The sequence below is a fragment of the Brevibacillus choshinensis genome (genome assembly GCF_016811915.1).
GTDB lineage: Bacteria > Bacillota > Bacilli > Brevibacillales > Brevibacillaceae > Brevibacillus > Brevibacillus choshinensis_A.
This window is the reverse complement of sequence record NZ_CP069127.1, coordinates 1,079,012-1,097,705: the sequence shown is the minus strand read 5'-3', so window position 1 is coordinate 1,097,705 and position 18,694 is coordinate 1,079,012. Positions and strand designations below refer to the sequence as shown.

17 protein-coding genes, 1 riboswitch and 1 other annotated feature are annotated in these 18,694 nt (G+C 52.9%); of the genes, 7 read left to right on the top strand and 10 right to left on the bottom strand.

All coding sequences use genetic code 11. The annotated features are described in order from the left end of the window. The first annotated feature begins 11 nt into the window (after nucleotides 1-11). Nucleotides 12-1,196 carry a NupC/NupG family nucleoside CNT transporter gene (locus JNE38_RS05920; protein ID WP_203355685.1) on the top strand — a complete coding sequence of 395 codons (1,185 nt, stop codon included), beginning with the start codon at nucleotides 12-14 and terminating at the stop codon, nucleotides 1,194-1,196. A gap of 73 nt (nucleotides 1,197-1,269) precedes the next feature. On the opposite strand, the gene JNE38_RS05915 is transcribed toward JNE38_RS05920, so the two are convergent. Both JNE38_RS05915 and JNE38_RS05910 read right to left on the bottom strand, forming a co-directional pair. Continuing rightward, nucleotides 1,270-3,087 carry an APC family permease gene (locus JNE38_RS05915; protein WP_203355684.1) on the bottom strand — a complete coding sequence of 606 codons (1,818 nt, stop codon included), beginning with the start codon at nucleotides 3,085-3,087 and terminating at the stop codon, nucleotides 1,270-1,272. 186 nt (nucleotides 3,088-3,273) lie between these two features. Further along, nucleotides 3,274-3,430, bottom strand: a riboswitch (cyclic di-AMP (ydaO/yuaA leader). 158 nt (nucleotides 3,431-3,588) lie between these two features. After that, complete coding sequence (locus JNE38_RS05910; protein WP_203355683.1) at nucleotides 3,589-4,128, bottom strand: NAD(P)H-dependent oxidoreductase; 540 nt, start codon at nucleotides 4,126-4,128, stop codon at nucleotides 3,589-3,591. Nucleotides 4,129-4,371: 243 nt separating this feature from the next. Here JNE38_RS05910 and JNE38_RS05905 point away from each other — a divergent pair, with 243 nt between their 5' ends. Beyond that, nucleotides 4,372-4,746, top strand: coding sequence for a winged helix-turn-helix transcriptional regulator (locus JNE38_RS05905; RefSeq protein WP_203355682.1), 375 nt, complete (start codon nucleotides 4,372-4,374; stop codon nucleotides 4,744-4,746). Between the two features lie 129 nt (nucleotides 4,747-4,875). Beyond that, nucleotides 4,876-5,424, top strand: a complete 549-nt coding sequence (locus JNE38_RS05900) for an NAD(P)H-dependent oxidoreductase (protein WP_203355681.1) — start codon at nucleotides 4,876-4,878, stop codon at nucleotides 5,422-5,424. Between the two features lie 8 nt (nucleotides 5,425-5,432). Here JNE38_RS05900 and JNE38_RS05895 read toward each other — a convergent pair whose 3' ends face one another. From JNE38_RS05895 to JNE38_RS05885, 3 genes are all read right to left on the bottom strand, one after another. Then, on the bottom strand, nucleotides 5,433-5,777 hold the full coding sequence (locus tag JNE38_RS05895) for a winged helix-turn-helix transcriptional regulator (protein WP_203355680.1): 345 nt from the start codon (nucleotides 5,775-5,777) through the stop codon (nucleotides 5,433-5,435). Between the two features lie 151 nt (nucleotides 5,778-5,928). After that, nucleotides 5,929-7,107, bottom strand: a complete 1,179-nt coding sequence (locus JNE38_RS05890; protein WP_203355679.1) for an aminotransferase — start codon at nucleotides 7,105-7,107, stop codon at nucleotides 5,929-5,931. Continuing rightward, complete coding sequence (locus JNE38_RS05885; RefSeq protein WP_055747346.1) at nucleotides 7,104-7,604, bottom strand: Lrp/AsnC family transcriptional regulator; 501 nt, start codon at nucleotides 7,602-7,604, stop codon at nucleotides 7,104-7,106. The genes JNE38_RS05890 and JNE38_RS05885 overlap by 4 nt, the downstream gene beginning before the upstream one ends. Before the next feature lie 84 nt (nucleotides 7,605-7,688). Then, nucleotides 7,689-7,930: a binding site (T-box leader), on the bottom strand. Between the two features lie 292 nt (nucleotides 7,931-8,222). Here JNE38_RS05885 and JNE38_RS05880 point away from each other — a divergent pair. From JNE38_RS05880 to nadD, 4 genes are all read left to right on the top strand, one after another. Then, entirely contained in the window at nucleotides 8,223-9,758 is a 1,536-nt protein-coding gene (locus JNE38_RS05880; protein WP_203355678.1) for a Ppx/GppA phosphatase family protein, read from the top strand. Between the two features lie 80 nt (nucleotides 9,759-9,838). Further along, nucleotides 9,839-11,962 (top strand): RNA degradosome polyphosphate kinase, encoded by a 2,124-nt coding sequence (locus JNE38_RS05875; protein ID WP_203355677.1) that lies wholly within the window; start codon nucleotides 9,839-9,841, stop codon nucleotides 11,960-11,962. A 148-nt stretch (nucleotides 11,963-12,110) separates the two neighbouring features. After that, on the top strand, nucleotides 12,111-13,022 hold the full coding sequence (locus tag JNE38_RS05870) for a cysteine hydrolase family protein (protein ID WP_203355676.1): 912 nt from the start codon (nucleotides 12,111-12,113) through the stop codon (nucleotides 13,020-13,022). A 78-nt stretch (nucleotides 13,023-13,100) separates the two neighbouring features. Further along, nucleotides 13,101-13,739, top strand: a complete 639-nt coding sequence (nadD, locus tag JNE38_RS05865) for a nicotinate-nucleotide adenylyltransferase (RefSeq protein ID WP_203355675.1) — start codon at nucleotides 13,101-13,103, stop codon at nucleotides 13,737-13,739. A gap of 123 nt (nucleotides 13,740-13,862) precedes the next feature. On the opposite strand, the gene JNE38_RS05860 is transcribed toward nadD, so the two are convergent. From JNE38_RS05860 to JNE38_RS05840, 5 genes are all read right to left on the bottom strand, one after another. Beyond that, nucleotides 13,863-14,027: a hypothetical protein gene (locus JNE38_RS05860; RefSeq protein ID WP_203355674.1), complete on the bottom strand. Its 165-nt coding sequence runs from the start codon at nucleotides 14,025-14,027 to the stop codon at nucleotides 13,863-13,865. 74 nt (nucleotides 14,028-14,101) lie between these two features. Beyond that, entirely contained in the window at nucleotides 14,102-15,733 is a 1,632-nt protein-coding gene (locus JNE38_RS05855; protein ID WP_203355673.1) for a peptide ABC transporter substrate-binding protein, read from the bottom strand. A 28-nt stretch (nucleotides 15,734-15,761) separates the two neighbouring features. Beyond that, a complete protein-coding gene (locus JNE38_RS05850) occupies nucleotides 15,762-16,718 on the bottom strand; it encodes an ABC transporter ATP-binding protein (RefSeq protein WP_203355672.1) in 957 nt (318 codons plus the stop codon). Further along, nucleotides 16,711-17,730, bottom strand: a complete 1,020-nt coding sequence (locus JNE38_RS05845) for an ABC transporter ATP-binding protein (RefSeq protein ID WP_203355671.1) — start codon at nucleotides 17,728-17,730, stop codon at nucleotides 16,711-16,713. Before JNE38_RS05845 ends, JNE38_RS05850 begins: the two co-directional genes overlap by 8 nt. Before the next feature lie 13 nt (nucleotides 17,731-17,743). Beyond that, nucleotides 17,744-18,691 carry an ABC transporter permease gene (locus JNE38_RS05840; RefSeq protein WP_203355670.1) on the bottom strand — a complete coding sequence of 316 codons (948 nt, stop codon included), beginning with the start codon at nucleotides 18,689-18,691 and terminating at the stop codon, nucleotides 17,744-17,746. Between the last annotated feature and the right edge of the window lie 3 nt (nucleotides 18,692-18,694).

Sequence of the window (18,694 nt, the reverse complement as noted above, 5' to 3'; positions counted from 1 at the left end):
AGAGTGAAGAAATGAATATCGTTTTTTTTGTAACAGGATTGCTGTTCGTATCCGGCGTAGGCTACGCGGCCAGCAACAATCGCAAAGACATCAGGCTTACCCCCATCCTTAAAATGATTGCGGCCCAGCTTGTATTGGCGTTCCTCCTATTGAACACGAGCATCGGCATTGATCTGATCCGATTTATCTCAAAAGGTTTTGACGTTTTGATGAAGCTGGGGATTAGCGGGGTCGATTTCGTATTCGGGGGACTCGAAAACAACGGGGTTTCCAATTTTTTTCTCGACGTGCTGCTTCCTATCATCTTTATCTCTGTTTTAATCGGGATTCTCAATCATTTCCGCATTCTTCCCCTCATCATCCGATATGCAGGTCTTATCCTAAGCAAGTTGAACGGAATGGGGAAGCTGGAGAACTACATAGCGGTTTCTTCTGCCTTTCTCGGGCAATCGGAAGTGTTCCTGACTACCAAAAAGCAATTGGGGCAAATCTCCAGGAAGCGCCTCTACACGTTGTGCACCTCGGCGATGAGCGCCGTAAGCATTGCGATTGTCGGTGCCTACATGACCATGCTGGAGCCGAGATACGTCGTGGTTGCCATCGTCGTTAACATCCTGTCTGCCTTGATTGTTGCCAACATCATGAATCCGTACGACCTGGATGATGAAGAGGATCTGCCCCTCGTCGAAGAAGAAGCAGGCAAACCCTCCTTCTTCCAGATGATCAGCGAAAGCATTCTCGATGGGTTAAAAGTTGCCATCATTGTCGCTGCGATGCTGATCGGTTTCATTGCGTTGATGAATCTGGTGAACGAGCTTTTTTTATGGGCCACTCACCTTTCCTTCCAATCCATACTCGGCTATATCTTTGCTCCCGTGGCCTTTTTGATGGGCGTTCCGCAATCGGATATTGTCCAGGCTGGCAGCATCATGGCCACGAAAATCGTCACCAACGAATTCGTTGCCATGCTCAACTTCAAAGAGATCGCAGGGGGCTTATCCCCGAAAACGATCGGGATTGTATCCGTATTTCTCGTCAGCTTCGCCAATTTCGGCTCTATCGGCATCATTACCGGTTCCGTCAAGGCGCTTCATGAGAGACAGGGAGATGTGGTAGCCAAATTCGGCTTGAAATTGCTGCTGGGCTCCACCCTCGCATCCGTCTTGTCCGCCACTATCATTGGCGTCTTTTTATAAGACTTCTTCACTGAGAATCGACCGCCATAAGCAAGAAAACAGGCATCCAGCGATGCCTGTTTTTCGTTTCCATCTATTTTTTTAGGCGGTACGGCACGGTTGCGATTTTGACATCCTGCCTTGCAAAGAGGTACGCCCGCAGAAACAGGCTCGTTTGGTTATGCAGCAGATTGTGCCACCAGCGCTTCGTGATGAACTGCGGGATCATGACCGTCACATGGTCTGTGTCAGCCTTTTTCCATTCCACCGTATCGATAAATTTAAACAGGGGCTTGATTATGCTGCGGTAATGCGAGCGGAGGATGATCAAGCGAACGCCAGGGTTCCACTGATCCCATTTTTCCTCCATCTTTTTCATATCCTCATCATTGAATCCCACATAGACCGCCACGATGTCATCTGACAGCGATTGTGCATAGCTGATGGTGTTTTTCACGACCTGCGAAATGCCTGCCACCGGAATGACAATGACACTGCCCTTTGGCTGCGGTTTCTCTACGGCAATATCCAGGCGCAGCTCATCTGCCAAGTCTTTATAATGTCCGTTGATCTTGCGGAAGATAAAGATGACGATTGGCAGGAACACAAATATCGTCCACACCTGTGAAAACTTGGTGATCAGGAAAATCAGGCAAATGGTCAGGGTGGTGAGCATCCCCACCGTATTGATGAGAAAAGGCGTTACCCATCCGGACGGCTTTTTTGTCATCCAACGCTTCATCATCCCAGCCTGCGACAAAGTAAACGGGATAAAGACGCCAAGGGCATACAGCGGAATCAAGTTTTCCGTTTCCCCGCCAAAGGAAATGACAAGGATCGCAGAAAGAATGCCGAGAAAGATGATTCCGTTGGAGAAGCCCAGGCGATCTCCACGCACCATGAACATGTTGGGCATGAAGCGATCCTTCGCCAGCATAAAAGCCAGCAACGGAAAAGCAGCAAACGCCGTATTGGCAGCCAGGAAAAGGATTAACGCTGTAACCGCTTGGATAAAGTAGTAAAGGATCCCCCTTCCAAACACCGCTGAAGCAATTTGGGAAACGACTGTTTCTTTGGGAGTTGGGCCAATGCCGTAAACATAGGCCAACAAGCTGATCCCCATAAACATCGCACCTAGGATGAGCCCCATCATGATCAAAGTGACGGCGGCATTTTTCGGGGCAGGATTCTTGAAGTTGGGGATGGCATTCGAGACGGCCTCTACTCCTGTCAACGCCGAACAGCCCGAACTGAATGCGCGTAAAAGCAAAAATAACGTGATTCCCGGCACCGCTGCTCCATAGACTGGCGCTTGCCCATGCACGTTACCGACCAGCCATTGATATCCCCCGCCAATGATCAAAAGAAAAATAGCAATGACAAACAGGTATACGGGATACATTAAAATGGTTGCCGACTCCGTGATCCCCCTCAGATTCAGGATGGTCACCGTCACGATCATGACCAGCGCTATCAGCACCCGATGCTCGTGGAGGACCGGAAAGGCTGACGTAATGGCATCGGTGGAAGCCGAAGTACTCACCGCTACTGTCAAGATGTAATCAACCAGCAGCGATCCCCCTGCGACCAAACCGGTTGAGGTTCCGAAATTGTCCTTGGCTACAATGTACGCCCCGCCGCCCGTCGTGTAGGCAAAGATCGTCTGACGGTAAGACAAGATGAGAATGGTCAAAAGACCGATAACCGCAATGGAAATGGGAATCGAGTACCAGAGTGCTACTGCACCCAGCGTTACTAAAACGAGAAGAATTTGCTCCGTTCCATAAGCTACGGAAGATAAAGCATCTGATGACAACACTGCTAGCGCTTTTACCTTCGATAATTTTTCTTCCCCTAGCTCTTTTGACTTCATCGGTCTGCCGATTAAAAATCGTTTTAATCCCGATATCATGTTGATTCTCCTCGCATACATTTTCCGTTAGTTTCCCCTCTCAAAACTGACAACCCTCATGCAGATTTTTCTTGCCATCACTCCCTTCCCCGGAAAATGGAATCAAAAAAGAAGCCGAACGAGAAGAAACTCACTTGGCTTCTGGGCATAGCGAAATAAACTATGTCGATCATACGCAAGGTAATTGCTGTCTCTCTTATGACACTTACGGAGTTAGCTGACGGATTCGGATGAAAGAGTCACCCTACTCGAACGATTCGAGATTCACCCCATGTGGCGTTTGCGCAAAGCAGCCACGGTTGGTTTCCCCGCTCCCAGATGATGGATTCAGCGATTTTTGTTTAGCAGTTAGGATCACATTCGTTAATTACGAAACAAATATTACTCCCGAAGGAACCCGCTTGTAAAGATCTGATCCACTTATTTTTTCCGAATGAAAAAGATGCCCTCCTGAGCAGTTGGATCTACTCGGAGGACATCCGCTCCAGTCTTCATTTCCGCTTAATGGGCGAGCACACGCAGGGATGTTCGTACGTGCTCCGCATAACGCTTTGCTTCGAGCGCGAGTACTTCATTTGATGCCCGATCGGCATTGTACACGACGAATGCAGGCAGGAATGTTCCGTTGCATTTCGTCAGGGTTCGTTCAATGGGTCGGAGCAGCTCGCTTATTGTGTACAAGTCGTCTCCGCCTGAGCGATACGCTCTTTCCGTGCCCCCTGCTGTCGTGGCGATCATGAACTCTTTGCCCAGCAAATGATCTCCCCCTGGCCCAAAAGCCCAGCCGTGGGTCAGCACATCATCAAACCACTTTTTCAAGAGAGGGGGGCAGCTGTACCAATAAAACGGGAACTGAAAGACCACCCTGTCGTATTCCAGAAGCAGCTCTTGCTCCCTTTGGACATCGATGTCGTAGCCGGGATACTCCTGGTACAGATCGCGGATGACAACCTCGTCATGCTTTTTCAATTCGTCCAGCAGCGCCCGATTGGCACGGGATTCAGTCAACTTGGGATGCGCAGCAATCACCATGATTTTCAAGAGGAACACCCTTTCTTCATTTCATCACTTCAGCCCCATTATTCGGAAAGGAGGGACTCTTGAAAAGTACGCTCTTTTTTCAGACTACGTCATGAAAAACGTACCATGGATGGCATCAATTGCCGCGGAGGGCAGTATGAAAAAACGTACTAGGTACGAAAAATCAGCGTACTGTCGAAAATCGGGATACTCTGCTAAAGTAACAATGAAAGCAGGTACTACTCATTCACAGGAGGGGAGCACATGCAAGAAGATCTTCGCGATCCCAAACGGACACAGGGAATTCTCGCCACGCTTCAGGCGATCGGTGGTAAGTGGAAGCCCCTCATTTTGTTCATCCTCCTCCACGATGGCACCAAGCGCTTTGGAGAGCTCCGCCGCATGCTTCCGAACATCACACAGGGCATGCTGACGAATCAGCTCCGCGAGCTCGAGCAGGACGGTCTCATCGTGCGTCGCGCCTATCAAGAGATCCCTCCCAAGGTGGAGTATTTTCTGTCCGAGCATGGAAAGACGCTGAGCTCAGTTTTGGGAGATATGTGCGGGTGGGGGTTTCGGCATTTGGAATATATGGAGCAAATAAAGCGGGAGTCAGAGGACGATCAGTATTTGGGATGAGGCTTTATGGGACGACTGCTAGATGACACTAACCTTTTTGTTAGTACCTGAAGGAAAAGTGCGTACTTACTTCCTCATGGAGCGGCCCCTATACTCAAGAAGTAAATAAAATCTTGGGAGGCTGCGTCCGTGAAGACTCTAGTCGTCGTTACACATCCAAGCATAGAGACATCTGTCATCAATAAGCGCTGGGTGGAAGAACTCAGCAAATATCCGGAAAAATATACAGTACACGAGCTGCATGAGGTATACCCTGACGGAAACATCGATGTGGAAAAAGAACAGAAGCTGATTGAAGCGCATCATCATCTTGTTTTACAATTCCCTATCTATTGGTTCAATTGTCCACCCCTTCTCAAGAAATGGCTGGACGATGTTTTTGCCTACGGTTGGGCCTATGGCTCAAATGGCGGCGATAAATTAAAGGATCGGAAAGCGGCTTTAGCCGTAACTGCCGGAATAAAAAAGGAAGATTATTCGGCGGGGGGAAAATATCGCTATACGCTGGAGCACCTATTATCCCCTTTTGAAATCACCTTCCTGTACTGCCGGGCAGATTATCGCTCGTTCTTTGCGTTTCATGGCACCGAAAATGAGCCAGGAACCGATTACGTCACGTCTGCAAACGAATTGGAGAAAAGCGCGAAAGATTATCTGGATTTTATCGATCATATGTGATGAGGTGCCTATTGATCTGGCAAACTGTTCTTCTCTCCCCACTCGCACATCATATGTAACAGCGGAATGAGAGACAGACCGCGCTCCGTCAAGGAATATTCCACTTTTGGAGGCACTTGAGGATATTCCTTGCGCATGACAAGTCCATCAGCCTCCATCTCCTTTAGCATGGTGCTCAAGGTCTTAAAGGAAATGGTGCCGATACTTCGCTTCAGCTCATTATGGCGCATCACCTTTTTTTCAGCGAGCCAGTACAAAATGATCATTTTAAATTTGCCGCCGATTAAGGACAAGGTATATCCAAATCCTGTATCTTTCAGCTCCACACCAGTCGGGACACAGGTTTCGCGCATCCGTTACACTCTCCTTTAGGAAGTACATGTTAGAATAGCACCTACTCTACAAATGATTATGAATGTTCATGGAAGGGAAGTAAACAAAAAGAGTCCTCAAAAGAAAGCCACCTTTCTTTCGAGAACTCTTCTTCTATATATAGGAGACAACCTACGACAATTTCCCCATCAGGCTCTCCATCCGATCGAGCGCCTTTTTCAGCTGTTCCATGGAGGTTGCGTAGGAGCAGCGGATATGGCCGTTTCCGCTCTCACCGAACACATCGCCGGGGACGACCGCGACTTTCTCCTCCATCAACAGCTTTTCTGCGAATTCAGAAGAGCTGAGTCCTGTCGATGCGATGGAAGGGAAAGCGTAGAATGCGCCATCCGGTTCATGGCAGGAAAGGCCGATTTGACGGAAGCCATCTACCACAAAGTTGCGGCGCTGACGGTAGCTCTCGATCATTCGCTCCATGTCCGAGCGCCCGTGACGCAGCGCTTCCAGAGCGGCCATCTGTGCCATCGTCGGTGCGCACAGCATCGTGTACTGATGGATTTTCAGCATCCCTGCCAACAGGTCGGGAGTCGCACAGACGTAGCCGAGGCGCCAGCCGGTCATGGCAAATGCTTTGGAAAATCCGGAGATGAGAATCGTCCGGTCTTTCATGCCTGGCAGCGCAGCGATGCTGTCATGCATGCGTCCGTAGGTGAGCTCCGCGTAAATCTCGTCGGAGATGACCAAGAGATCGTGCTTTTCAATGATCGGCAAGAGCGTCTTCCACTCATCGGCTGTCATCGTGCCGCCGGTCGGATTGTTCGGGTAACAGAAGATGATCGCTTTGGTACGCGGCGTGATGTGCGTCTCCAGCTCTTCAGGCGTCAGTTTGAATTGGTTTTCCATCGTGGTCTTCAGGAACACAGGCACACCGCCAGCCAATCGAATGACCGGCTCGTAGGAAACGTAGCATGGTTCGACGACCAGCACTTCATCCCCCGGATCCAAAATCGCCCGCAGCGCAATATCGATCGCTTCGCTGGCGCCTACCGTCACCAGGATCTCGTTTTCCGGATGATAGCTGACGGAGAAACGCTCCTCCAGATACTTCTGGATCTCTACCCGCAGCTGTGGCATGCCTGCGTTGGACGTATACGCAGTGTGGCCGCGCTCCAGGGACGAAATGGACGCTTCCCGCATACGCCATGGTGTGACAAAGTCAGGCTCACCGACCCCGAGAGAAATGACCCCCTCCATCGAAGCCGCCAAATCGAAAAAGCGGCGAATTCCCGATGGCTTCAGGGAAGCGACTGTAGAGGACAAACGGCTTTTCACGGACAATTGCATACTCATGGAGTTACCACCATTCTGCGATCTTCATCGCGATCTTCCAATTCAATTCCATCGTGCTTGTAGCGCTTTAAAATAAAGTGGGTGGCCGTCGAGACGACGGAATCGAGCGTGGCCAACTTTTGCGATACGAATGTCGCGACCTCGCGCATCGTCTTTCCTTCCAGCACGACAGACAAATCGTAGCTGGCACCAGACATCAGATATACCGCTTTTACTTCCGGAAAACGACAGATGCGCTCTGCTACCTCGTCGAACCCGACGTCACGCTTCGGGGTCACTTTCACATCGATCATCGCGTTCACATACGGATGATCCTCCACACGTTCCCAGTTGATCAGCGCAGGATATTTCACAATGACTTTTTCGGCTTCCAAAGTGGCGATGGCTCGCTCGATCACCTCTGTCGGCTCCGCCAGCATTTTTCCGATCTGCTCGGCTGACATCCGGCTATCCTCTTCTAGCAAGTGCAACAGTTCCCGCTGCTTTTTCGAATCCATGACCCACCACTCCATTTCTCTCTCGAATGTATGTTGAAAAGCAAAAAGCCCCAGCAATCTCATCCATGTTTCCATGAACTAGATTGCTGAGGCGAAGGCATCGCGGTACCACTCAGCTTCTTTTCCTTTTTCACAAAAGGAAAACTTGTGCCGTCAGACAAAGCTGACATGCGCCTGGTAACGTAGGCTACTCGCTGCTTTCTACTCGTGTTCAAAAGCAGAGCTCCAAGGTGGCTTTCAAAAAGAGTTCGCGGCCGCCCTCCCAGCAATCAGGCGACTCTCTGGACGTCAAATCCCTTTTTTACTTTCCTTTTCACGGCCAATCATCCGTATGGGTAATGCTCTTTGCAAGACTCGTTTTCTTGAATGTCTCAGATTATAGAAAGGTTTTTGGCCGTTGTCAACCGAGAAGTTTATGGAACGGCGAGCGAATACAGCAGCGGTGCGAGAAAAAAGACAGGAGGAGTATATCGCAGAAAATTAATTGATCAACAAACAAAATTCGGATACGACTGTTCTGACAAGCTTATCCGTGGTAGCCGGGCAATAAGACATCTCTTTCCTACCTGTGGCATAATGGGAGGTAACCGAACAGTTGAACGTAAAGTGGGGAATCGCATGAATCGAAAATTCGGTGTCATTGATCTCGGCTCCAATACGGCCCGATTGGTCGTATACGAGGTGGACGCACAAGGTCTGGTGACGGAAGTAGACAACGTCAAGCGCGGGCTGCGCCTCAGCAACCATTTGCGGGATGGCCGGATGGATGACGAAGGGGTTCGCAAAACCCTCCATGCCATGCGTCAGTATAAAGAGCTGCTGGATGCGAGGAGCATCAGCGACGTCATCGCTGTCGCCACTGCGGCGGTCCGGCAGGCGGAGAACGGAGATGAGCTGATCCGGCGCATCCAGCAAGAGACTGGCATCACGGTCCGCATCCTGAGTGGTGATGACGAAGCGCGCTACGGCAATCTGGCCGTCCTCAGCAGCATGAATGTCGGGGACGGCATCACGATCGACATTGGCGGCGGCAGCACAGAGATCACTTATTTTCAAAATCGACAGCTGCAAAAGAGCGTCAGCTTCCCCTTTGGCATCGTGACGCTGACCCGGATGTTTTTTCACAGCGAGATACCGGATGAGACGGGGCAATCCGCGCTTCGCCATTTCTTGAGCCGTTCTTTTTCCAGTTGTCCATGGTTGATAAATAAACAATGTCCCGTGATTGCAATCGGCGGCACGGCACGCAATCTGGCCAAAATTCACCAGCGTTCCGTGCAATACAGCATGGACAGCTTTCACCATTATCCGATGAGTGCAGGGCAAGTAGCGTCTATCCTGGATCACGTAAGCCAGCTCCCTCTTGAGGAGCGGCGTCAGGTTCCGGGTATCTCCAAGGACCGGGCCGATGTAATCGTCGCAGGAATTGCCGTGTTTGACAGCCTGCTGAAGCATGCAGGCAGTGAAGAGCTGTTTATCAGCAGCAAAGGCCTGCGTGACGGGATTCTCTATGAGCATGTCTGGGGAGCCGATGCCCCTGCTGACATCCGAGAGGTCCGCGAGCGAAGCATCCAGCAATTCATGAATCGCTATCAGGTCGACAAGCCTCATTCTTATCAGGTAAAAAATCACGCCCTGTCGCTCTTTGATCAGCTGCTGGCCCATGGGCTCCACAAATACGGCCCCCCTGAACGCGGGATTTTGGAAGCGGCGTCACTCTTGCACGATGTCGGACGCATGATTAACGTTCACGAATCTGCCGAGCATACGTTTTATTTGCTATCCCACGTGCTGCTGGCTGGCTATACCCACCGGGAGCGGCTCCTGATCGCGATGATTGCGTCGTTCAAGAGCAACAAGCTCCTGCAATGCCAGCTGACACAGCACGCTGACATCGTACCGAAGGCGGGCAAGAATGTGGTGGAAAAGCTTGGCCACCTGCTGATTGTGGCGCGAATGCTCGATCGCTCGCTGTCACAGGCCATTCACACTACCCGGCTGGTTGAGGAAGCCGGGCAATGGGTAATCGAGTGTCAGGGGGTACTCGACGGACTTTTGGAGTATTCTATGCTGGACGAACCTCTCGCGAAGCTGTCCAAAGCGTGGAAGCTGCCGATAACATTTCGCCCCGTCACTGACACTGACAAAACTTAACAATCCCTTAATACAAGACTGGTATACTTGTCCTTGCCAGTGGTCATGCTATCCATTTTTTTAAAAAAGGTTGGGCCAGGATGAAGGACTTTAGCATTCCAGACTATTACATCAATCGTGAATTAAGCTGGATCGCTTTTAATGAACGCGTGCTTGCAGAGGCAGCCAATGAAAGCAATCCCCTCTTTGAACGCCTGAAGTTCATTGCGATCGCCAGCAGCAATTTCGATGAATTTTTCATGGTGCGGGTAGCCGGCCTCAAGGATCAGGTAAAGGCAGGGCTCACCAAGCCGGATAACAAATCAGGGATGACGCCCCTCGAACAGCTGCGAGCTGTATGGGAGCGCACCCATGAAGCCATGCAAGCCATGTTTGCCATCCTGCGGGAGCAAATTACGCCCGAGCTCCGAAAAGCAGGCATTCGCTTTCTCAAGGCAAACGAGCTTAGCCGGGAGCAGGATGAGTTCGTCCATTCGTTTTTTCATCACCATCTGTACCCGGTGCTGACTCCCATGGCAGTCGATGCCAGCCATCCATTTCCCATGCTGCTCAACAAAAGTCTGAATCTCGCCGTGCTGCTGGAGGATGATGACGCGGACAGCGAAGGTCCTCTGTTTGCAGTGGTGCAGGTTCCTTCGGTCGTTCCCCGATTTCTGGAGCTGCCGTCACCGGGCGGCGAAGCCCATTTCATCCTGCTCGAAGACGTCATCGCCGAGCATATGGACAGCCTGTTTCAGGGCTACAACATTTTGGAGACTTGTCCCTTCCGCATCACACGCAATGCTGACCTGACCATTGATGAGGACGAGACAGAAGACCTGCTGGAAGCCATCGAGCAGGAGCTGAAAAAGCGAAGGATGGGGGAGCCCTCCCGCCTGGCCGTTGACGCGTCCATGAGCGACTTTTTGCAAGCGACGCTGCTCGACTGGCTGGAGCTTGCGGAAGCGGAGATCTACCGGTTTGACGGCCCGCTCGATCCTACCTTCTTATTTCGCTTCCACGCACTCGAGGGCTATGATCATTTGCGCTTTGAGCCTCTGTATCCCCAGCAGCCCCTGGACTGGTTTGGCGACGGGGACATGTTTTCCGCGATCGATAAAAAGGATCTGCTGCTGCACCATCCATACGAGTCGTTCGAACCCGTCATCCGCTTCGTACAGGAGGCTGCAGAGGATCCCAAGGTGCTGGCCGTCAAGCAGACGCTTTATCGCGTAAGCGGAGATTCCCCTATCGTCAACGCCCTGCTCAAGGCAGCCGATAACGGCAAGCAAGTGACCGTCCTCTTGGAGCTCAAGGCGCGGTTCGATGAAGAAAACAACATCGTCTGGGCGAAAAAGCTGGAGAATGCAGGCTGCCATGTCATTTACGGGCTGGCCGGTCTGAAGACTCACAGCAAGATTACGCTCGTCGTCCGTGCCGAGGGGGATCGTCTGCGCAGATACGTGCATCTGAGTACAGGCAATTACAACGACAAGACAGCCGCCACCTACACGGACATCGGCATGTTCACGGCGCGGGAGGACTTTGGGGATGACGCGACGCACTTTTTCAATCACCTTTCAGGCTACTCCCATCCTCCTGCTTGGAAGGTCATCTCTACCGCGCCTACCGGTCTGCGGGAGAGGTTTTTGTCGCTGATCCAGCGAGAGAGGGAAAACAGTCTGGCAGGCAAGCCTGCTTTTATCGTCGCCAAGATGAATTCGTTGACGGATAAAGAAATCATCGAGGCACTCTATCAAGCTTCCTGCGCAGGAGTCAGGATCGATCTGATCGTCCGCGGAATCTGCTGCCTGCGTCCTGGGATTCCAGAGGTCAGCGAAAATATCCGCGTCATCAGCATCGTCGGGCGGAATCTGGAGCACAGCCGCATTTTCCATTTCTGCAATGGCGGCGACTCGGAAATCTATCTCTCCAGCGCAGACTGGATGACGCGCAACATGATGGCGCGCGTCGAGATTTTGTTCCCTGTCGTCCAGATGGATTTGCGCAGACGCATCACGCAGCTGCTTGCGACCATGCTGCAGGATGACGCCAAGGCTCATCAGCTCATGCCGGATGGGTCATACGAACGCGTATTACCCAGGTGCGAGCTTCCGCTGAACAGCCAGCTCTTCTTTTGGGAAGAGGCCTTTTCGCAAAATCAAAAAAGAGAGCTCGAGCTGGCTGTGCCCCGGATGAAGCCGATCACCTCCTTGCTCCAGTAAACCTCAGAGACCCTTCGCATTCCAAGCTGACGCCGCTCACCATCGCGCGTCAGCTTTTTGACTTTTTCCTTCGCCAACAGGTTGTGCGATTTGCATTTTTTGGCTTTAATGGAGGAAACGAAAGCTTTCGGGAAAGGGGAACTCCGCGATGAAAACGCCGTTTCACGATATTTTTGACGAGCACCGTATCGGTCTGCCGTCTGTCATCGGCATGAACGAGCTGAGTGCCAAAGCTGCTCAGGAAGGGCTTCCTTTCGCATCTGACGATTCCGAGAAAATTCTCTTCCTCGCCATCGATATGCAAAATGACTTCATGGAAAAAGGGGAGCTCGCCGTGCCCGGCTCGCATCAAGACGCACGGAATGCCGCTCACTTTTTGTACAACCATCTGGACAAGATCACCGGGATCGCCGTCTCGCTCGACACCCATCAGCCCCAGCAAATCTTTCATCCGATCTGGTGGGTCGATCAGGAAGGGAATCATCCTGCTCCCTTTACCGTCATCACCGTCGAGGATGTTCAGAGCGGGAAGTGGCGTGCCGTCTATCATCCAGAGGAGAGCCTCGCATACGTGACAAAGCTGGGCGAGCAGAGCAAAAAAGAGCTGTGCATCTGGCCGTACCATTGCCTCGAAGGGACGTACGGCGCAGCCTTGGAAAGCCAATTTGGCAATATGGTCTTCTTCCACTCGATGGCCCGAAAATCGACTCCCTTGCGTATTGTCAAAGGCAAAGAGCCGCTTAGCGAAATGTACGGCATCATCAAGCCAGAGGTTTCCCGCGATGGCGATGCAGGCAATCTGGCGCTATTGCGAGAGCTGAAAAACTACGACCGTGTACTCGTCGTCGGCGAAGCGAAATCTCACTGTGTGCTGGAGTCACTGCGGCAGATCCTGGATTTTTACGAGTCCGATGCCGACATGACCTCTCGCATCACGGTGCTCTCGGATTGCATGAGTCCCATCCCAGGCTTTGAACAGAGCACCGAGGATGCCTTCGCTCAGCTGCAGGAGAAATACGGGATCACCGTCACGACATCCAGAGCACTGACGTTCAAGTAGGCCAGCCAGCCTCGATCACGATCAACAAGGAGCCCCCCGCCCACAAGCGGCCAGTCTCCATGATAAGGAGCGATCCGGATGCGCATCGGAATTTACGGCAGCAGCTTTGACCCCATCACATACAGCCACCTGTTTACTGCCGCGACAGTCGCACGCCGCAAACGGCTGGACAAGGTCATTTTTGTCCCCTGTTCTTCCCTGCGGCACGACAAAAAGATGCAGACAGATGACAAGCACCGCTTGCGAATGCTGCAGATGGCACTCGAGACGAGCAAGCACAAAAAAAATCAATTCGGCGAGCCGCTGTTTGAAATCTCTACGGTCGAAATGGACGCCTTGCCAGGAGAGACCTATACGTACGACACCATGACTCATTTACGAAAAAAGTATCCAAGCGATGAGCTGTTTTTTATTATGGGCTCGGATCTCCTGATGGGCATGTCCAACTGGGGCAATGCAGAAAAGCTCGTGACGGAGTTTCAGTTCATCGTCATGTCCAGGGAAGGGTACCCATCCGCTGACTTGATCGCGGAGGACCCCTTGCTGCGCAACAACGACGAGAACTTTTTGATCATGAGCAAAGGTATCAACATGGGCATCAGCTCGACGTATATTCGGGATGAAATTCGCAAAGGGGGCGATCCCAGCTTTCTGTTGCCGGATGCCTGCTTGCAATACATCTATGAGCATGGGATCTATGTGGACGCGGTCGTGTAGCGAATTTGGCGATAGCCTGACGGGAACAGTAAACGGGGAAAAACCGGAGCACTCAATCGCTCCGGTTTTTTGCATTCTGGTGCCCTGTTCCCTTTACCTCGATTCGAATCTACGTTGGTCCGTTTATTCGATCTCGTTGCGTTGGACGGAAGCGACCGGCTCCACGTTTTCCGTGTACATTTCCTTCACCAGCTCGCTTTCAGCCTCCACTCGATCCCCCTGCTTTGCCAAAAAGTCCTGCGATTCCCGTTGCTGATCATTCGGCTTTCTGTTGTTCGGTCTGGACATGCATGTGCCCCTCCTGTTCTGCGGTAAACACCCTTCTTACTATGACTGTTGCGGAGGGAATTTATTACAGGAGGTTACTCTGCCACTCTTTTCGCCCAGCGCAGGTCCGGTGTCCCGGTTACACTGAAGCGGATGCCTTCAATTTTTTTGCTGTTGAGGTAGTTTTCGTTGTTGAAATAGACCGGGATGACCGGCATGTCCTTCATCAAAACGGTTTCGGCGTCGTGCAGAAGCTTCATTCGCGCTTCCTCATTTTGTTCGACCTTCGCTTTTTCAATCAGCTCGTCAAACTTCGGATTGGCCCAGTTGGTGAAGTTGCGGGAGCTTTTCCCCGTGTACAGCTCCAGCATCGCGAGAGGATCCAGGTAATCGCCTCCCCAACCCATGCGGGCGATCTGGAAGTTTTTCTGCTTGAACGTATCGATGTAGGTTTTCCACTCCTGATTTTCCAGCTTCACCTGCACGCCCAGGTTTTGCTTGAACATTTCCTGCAGCGCTTCGGCGATCTTTTTGTGGTTTTCCGCCGTGCTGTATTTCAGCGTGATCGGTGGAAGCTCTGTCCAGCCTTCTTCTTTCAAGCCTTCCGCCAGGAGCTGCTTCGCCTTGGCTGGATCAAACTGATAGTACGGCGCCACTTCTTCCCGGAAGTCCTTGCCCGCAGGAGTTTTCACCCCGAATGGCGTATAGCCGTACGCCGGGAGCTGGCCTCCCTTGGTCACGTTTTTCGTCAGGATGTCCCGGTCGATCGCATAGGAGAACGCCTGACGGATTTTCGCGTTGGTGAATGGTTTTTGCTCTACGTTGAACGTGTACGTATATATGCTGTAGTCCGGGAACGATTTGTACTCTTCTTTTCCTCTTTCCTGCTCAATCACGTCGATCGGCAGGGAGTCAATCAGGTCAAGCTCCCCCGTTTTGAACATCTGGTAGTAGGTGGTCGCTTCGTTCACCATCTTGAAGTGGACCGTGTCCATCGTCACTTTGTCTTTTTCCCAGTAGCTCTGGCTTTTGGCGATTGTCAGCTGACTGTTGTGCTCCCAGCTCTCCACCGTATACGGTCCGTTCGTCACGATGCCTTTCGCTTCCGCCGCCCAGTTTTTGTCGGCTTCCACGACTTTCTTGTTCACCGGCAGATAAGCCCTACTCATCATGATTTTCGGGAAATAGGTGATGGGGTCTTTCAGTCCGACGACGAGCGTGCGGTCATCCTTTGCCTTGATCTGAACGTCATCCAGGCTGCCTTTGCCCGTGTTGTACGCCTCCGCGCCTTGTATGTAATAGAGAGCGGATGGTTCATAGGCGGCAGTCTTCGGATTCAGCACGCGCTTCCAGGAGTATTCGTAGTCATGCGCCGTCACCGGATCGCCGTTCGACCATTTCATCTCAGGGCGCAGGGTAAACGTGTAGGTTTTGCCGTCCGTAGAGACTTCCACCTTTTCGGCTGAGCCTTCGCTGATGTCCCCGTTTTGGCCGTATCGGTACAATCCTTCGTACAGATGGTCGATCACCCAGTACGAGGTGGTGTCAGAAGCGAAAGCCGGGTCCAATGTGTATGGTTCGCCCCGCAGATTGGCGGTAATGACTTGTTTGACGGCTGTTCCCGCTTGTTGATCGGAAGACGCAGCCGGTTTATCGCTGCCGCACGCGGAAAGTGCGGGCACGGCGAGCGCCAGCAGTGCGGCAAAAGCGAGCAATCCTTTTTTCATCGATGATTTCCTCCTTGTTCTCCTCTATCTACTGTGCAAGATGGCAAGCGATCCAGTGTCCGTGCCTCACCTCCTTCCAGTCCGGCGCAGTTTTGGCGCAGACGCCTTGGGCCACCGGACATCTGGTGTGAAACGGGCACCCGCTTGGCGGATGAATCGGGCTGGGCGGTTCTCCGGTCAGTACAATCTGCTCACGCTCGCTCCGCTTTGCAGGATGGGAAACCGGAATGGCGGAAATCCAGGCCTGCGTGTAAGGATGCAGCGGCCTCGCAAACAACTCCTCGCTCGGTGCCAACTCCATCATCTGCCCCAGGTACATCACGCCGATCCTATCGCTGATGTGCTTCACCATCGCCAGATCATGGGCGATAAACAGAAAGGTGATGTGCCGCTCGGCCTGCAGATCGGCCAGCAGATTGACGATTTGCGCCTGGATGGATACATCCAGTGCGGAGATAGACTCGTCAGCCACGATAAAGCTGGGCTCCACCGCAAGCGCGCGGGCGATCCCGATGCGCTGCCGCTGTCCGCCGCTGAACTCATGCGGAAAGCGCTTTGCGTGGCTTGGGTGCAGTCCCACCAGCTCCAGCAGCCGATAGATGCGTTCTTCCCGCTCTTTTCCTTTTGCCAATCCATAGGCGTCGATTCCTTCGGCGATGATGTCGCCCACTCGGAGCCGCGGATTGAGCGAGGCTTGCGGATCCTGGAAGATCAGCTGCATGTGGCGGTTTGCTTCCCGCCGCTCGCGTCTATCCATCCTGGCGATGTCTTTGCCTTGAAACCGGATGCGCCCCTCAGTCGCCGGGTACAGGCCCACGATCGTCCTGCCCAGCGTCGATTTGCCGCAGCCGCTTTCTCCTACGATTCCGAGCGTCTCCCCTCGCCTGATTTCAAAAGAAACGCGTTCAACAGCCCTGACCCGTTGGCCGCCGCCAATCTCAAACGATTTGGCGAGCTTCTCCACCTCCACGATATTGTCAAACATGTGTCTCCCTCCCTGCTGCAATCCACGCTCCCGCCCTCTGGGCACGCGGATCGTTCAGCCAGCAGCTCGCCTCATGCCGCTCGGAAAACGATTCGGCTAGGGGCATATGCTCCAGGCAAATTTCCATGGCAAACTGGCAGCGAGCAGCGAACGGGCAACCGGCAGGCGGACGAAACAGATCCGGCGGAGTCCCTTCGATGGGGATCAACCGCTCTTGTTTGCCTGCAAGAAGTCGCGGCACAGACTGCAGCAGCCCTTGTGTGTATGGATGTCGCGGGTTGTCAAAGATCTCTTCCACACGGCCGCTCTCCACCACTACGCCTGCGTACATCACCGCCACATGGTCGGCCAACTCTGCGACCACGCCCAGATCGTGGGTGATGAGTATGATCGAGGTGTTCAACTGCTCCTGCAACTCCTTCATCAGCCGAAGAATCTGCGCCTGAATGGTCACGTCGAGCGCCGTCGTCGGTTCGTCAGCAATAATCAGCTGCGGATGGCAGGCAAGTGCCATCGCGATTCCGACACGCTGCCTCATGCCTCCGCTCAGCTCGTGCGGATACTGTTCATACCGTCTCGCCGCCTCTGAAATTCCCACCTTCTCCAGCAGCTTTTGCGCTTCTTCCCTTGCTTGCGCCTTCGCCTGCTTTCGATGCTTGATCAGACCTTCGGCAATCTGCTGACCGATTTTCATCGTCGGGTTCAGCGAGGTCATCGGGTCCTGAAAGATCATGCCGATCTGCGAGCCGCGAACCTGCCGCCATTCCTGTTTCGTCAGTCTGGTCAGCTCATTCCCGCGATACCGGATGCTGCCGCTTTTCACCTGACCGGATCGGGGTATCATCCCCATCAAAGCCCGGGCGGTCACACTTTTTCCACAGCCGCTTTCCCCTACTATTGCCAGCGTCTCTCCCTCCCTGACGGAAAAGGAAACCCCTCTTACTGCCTGCACCTCTCCGCCGTAAGTGCGAAAGGAGACGCGCAGCTGGTCTACCTCCAACAATGGCTTCACGATGTACTCCCCCTCATTTCCTGATCCGCGGGTCCAGTGCATCCTGCAGACCGTCCCCGAGTGCGTTGCACGCGAACATGGTAAGCGAGATCATGAATCCCGGAAAAAACAGCCGCCACCACTGCCCGCTCAGCACAACCGCCAGCGCGTCGTTGGCCATCGTTCCCCAACTGGCCGTCGGCGCTTGCACGCCCAGCCCGAGGAAGCTGAGAAACGACTCGGCGAAGATCGCATGCGGAATCGTAAAGGTCAGGTTGACGATGATGACGCCGATTGTATTGGGCAGCAGATGCTGGAGGATGATCTTGGCATGCGAGGTTCCCAGCTTTTCAGAGGCCAGCACAAACTCCTGCCGTTTGATCTGCATGATTTGCCCTCTGACCAAGCGGGCCATGCCCACCCAGCCGGTCAGCGAAAGGGCAATAATGATCGTTGCGAGTCCGGGCTCCAGAATCACCATCAGCAGGATCACCACCAGCAGATACGGGATGCTGTAGAGAACTTCAGCCATCCGCATCAGGATATTGTCCACACGGTCGCCCAGCTTGCTCCTTCCTGCCATGTATCCGGAAATGCCGCCGATGCATACTCCGATCACCAGGTCGATGGCAGCAGCAGCCACACCGATAAACAAAGAGATCCGACCGCCCATCCAGGTACGCGCCCACATGTCACGGCCCAGGTCATCCGTTCCAAACCAGTGCTCGCCCGACACCTGCAGATTCCCCTGCGTCAACGACTGGTCATGCGGGCTGTAGGGAACGAGCATCGGTCCGATGATCGAGAGGGCCACCACTGCCGCGAGCAGGATAAACCCGAGCATCGCCAGCTTGTTGCGGCATACCCGCTGCAAAACCTCCTGCCAATACCCAAGACTGGGACGTTCCGAATGTTCTTCGGTTATCCGGCTCCGGTCGAGTGGTCGAAACAGGGAATCCAGTTGTGTTGCCTGATTGGCCATAAA

Excerpts from the sequence above, each read along its gene's own strand:
- JNE38_RS05870 (WP_203355676.1), top strand. The coding sequence starts at position 12,111 with ATGAAAACGCCGTTTCACGATATTTTTGACGAGCACCGTATCGGTCTG.
- JNE38_RS05860 (WP_203355674.1), bottom strand. The coding sequence starts at position 14,027 with ATGTCCAGACCGAACAACAGAAAGCCGAATGATCAGCAACGGGAATCG.
- JNE38_RS05920 (WP_203355685.1), top strand. The coding sequence starts at position 12 with ATGAATATCGTTTTTTTTGTAACAGGATTGCTGTTCGTATCCGGCGTA.
- JNE38_RS05885 (WP_055747346.1), bottom strand. The coding sequence starts at position 7,604 with ATGGATTCGAAAAAGCAGCGGGAACTGTTGCACTTGCTAGAAGAGGAT.
- JNE38_RS05855 (WP_203355673.1), bottom strand. The coding sequence starts at position 15,733 with ATGAAAAAAGGATTGCTCGCTTTTGCCGCACTGCTGGCGCTCGCCGTG.
- JNE38_RS05895 (WP_203355680.1), bottom strand. The coding sequence starts at position 5,777 with ATGCGCGAAACCTGTGTCCCGACTGGTGTGGAGCTGAAAGATACAGGA.
- JNE38_RS05880 (WP_203355678.1), top strand. The coding sequence starts at position 8,223 with ATGAATCGAAAATTCGGTGTCATTGATCTCGGCTCCAATACGGCCCGA.
- JNE38_RS05905 (WP_203355682.1), top strand. The coding sequence starts at position 4,372 with ATGCAAGAAGATCTTCGCGATCCCAAACGGACACAGGGAATTCTCGCC.
- JNE38_RS05915 (WP_203355684.1), bottom strand. The coding sequence starts at position 3,087 with ATGATATCGGGATTAAAACGATTTTTAATCGGCAGACCGATGAAGTCA.
- JNE38_RS05840 (WP_203355670.1), bottom strand. The coding sequence starts at position 18,691 with ATGGCCAATCAGGCAACACAACTGGATTCCCTGTTTCGACCACTCGAC.
- JNE38_RS05850 (WP_203355672.1), bottom strand. The coding sequence starts at position 16,718 with ATGTTTGACAATATCGTGGAGGTGGAGAAGCTCGCCAAATCGTTTGAG.
- JNE38_RS05890 (WP_203355679.1), bottom strand. The coding sequence starts at position 7,107 with ATGAGTATGCAATTGTCCGTGAAAAGCCGTTTGTCCTCTACAGTCGCT.
- nadD (WP_203355675.1), top strand. The coding sequence starts at position 13,101 with ATGCGCATCGGAATTTACGGCAGCAGCTTTGACCCCATCACATACAGC.
- JNE38_RS05875 (WP_203355677.1), top strand. The coding sequence starts at position 9,839 with ATGAAGGACTTTAGCATTCCAGACTATTACATCAATCGTGAATTAAGC.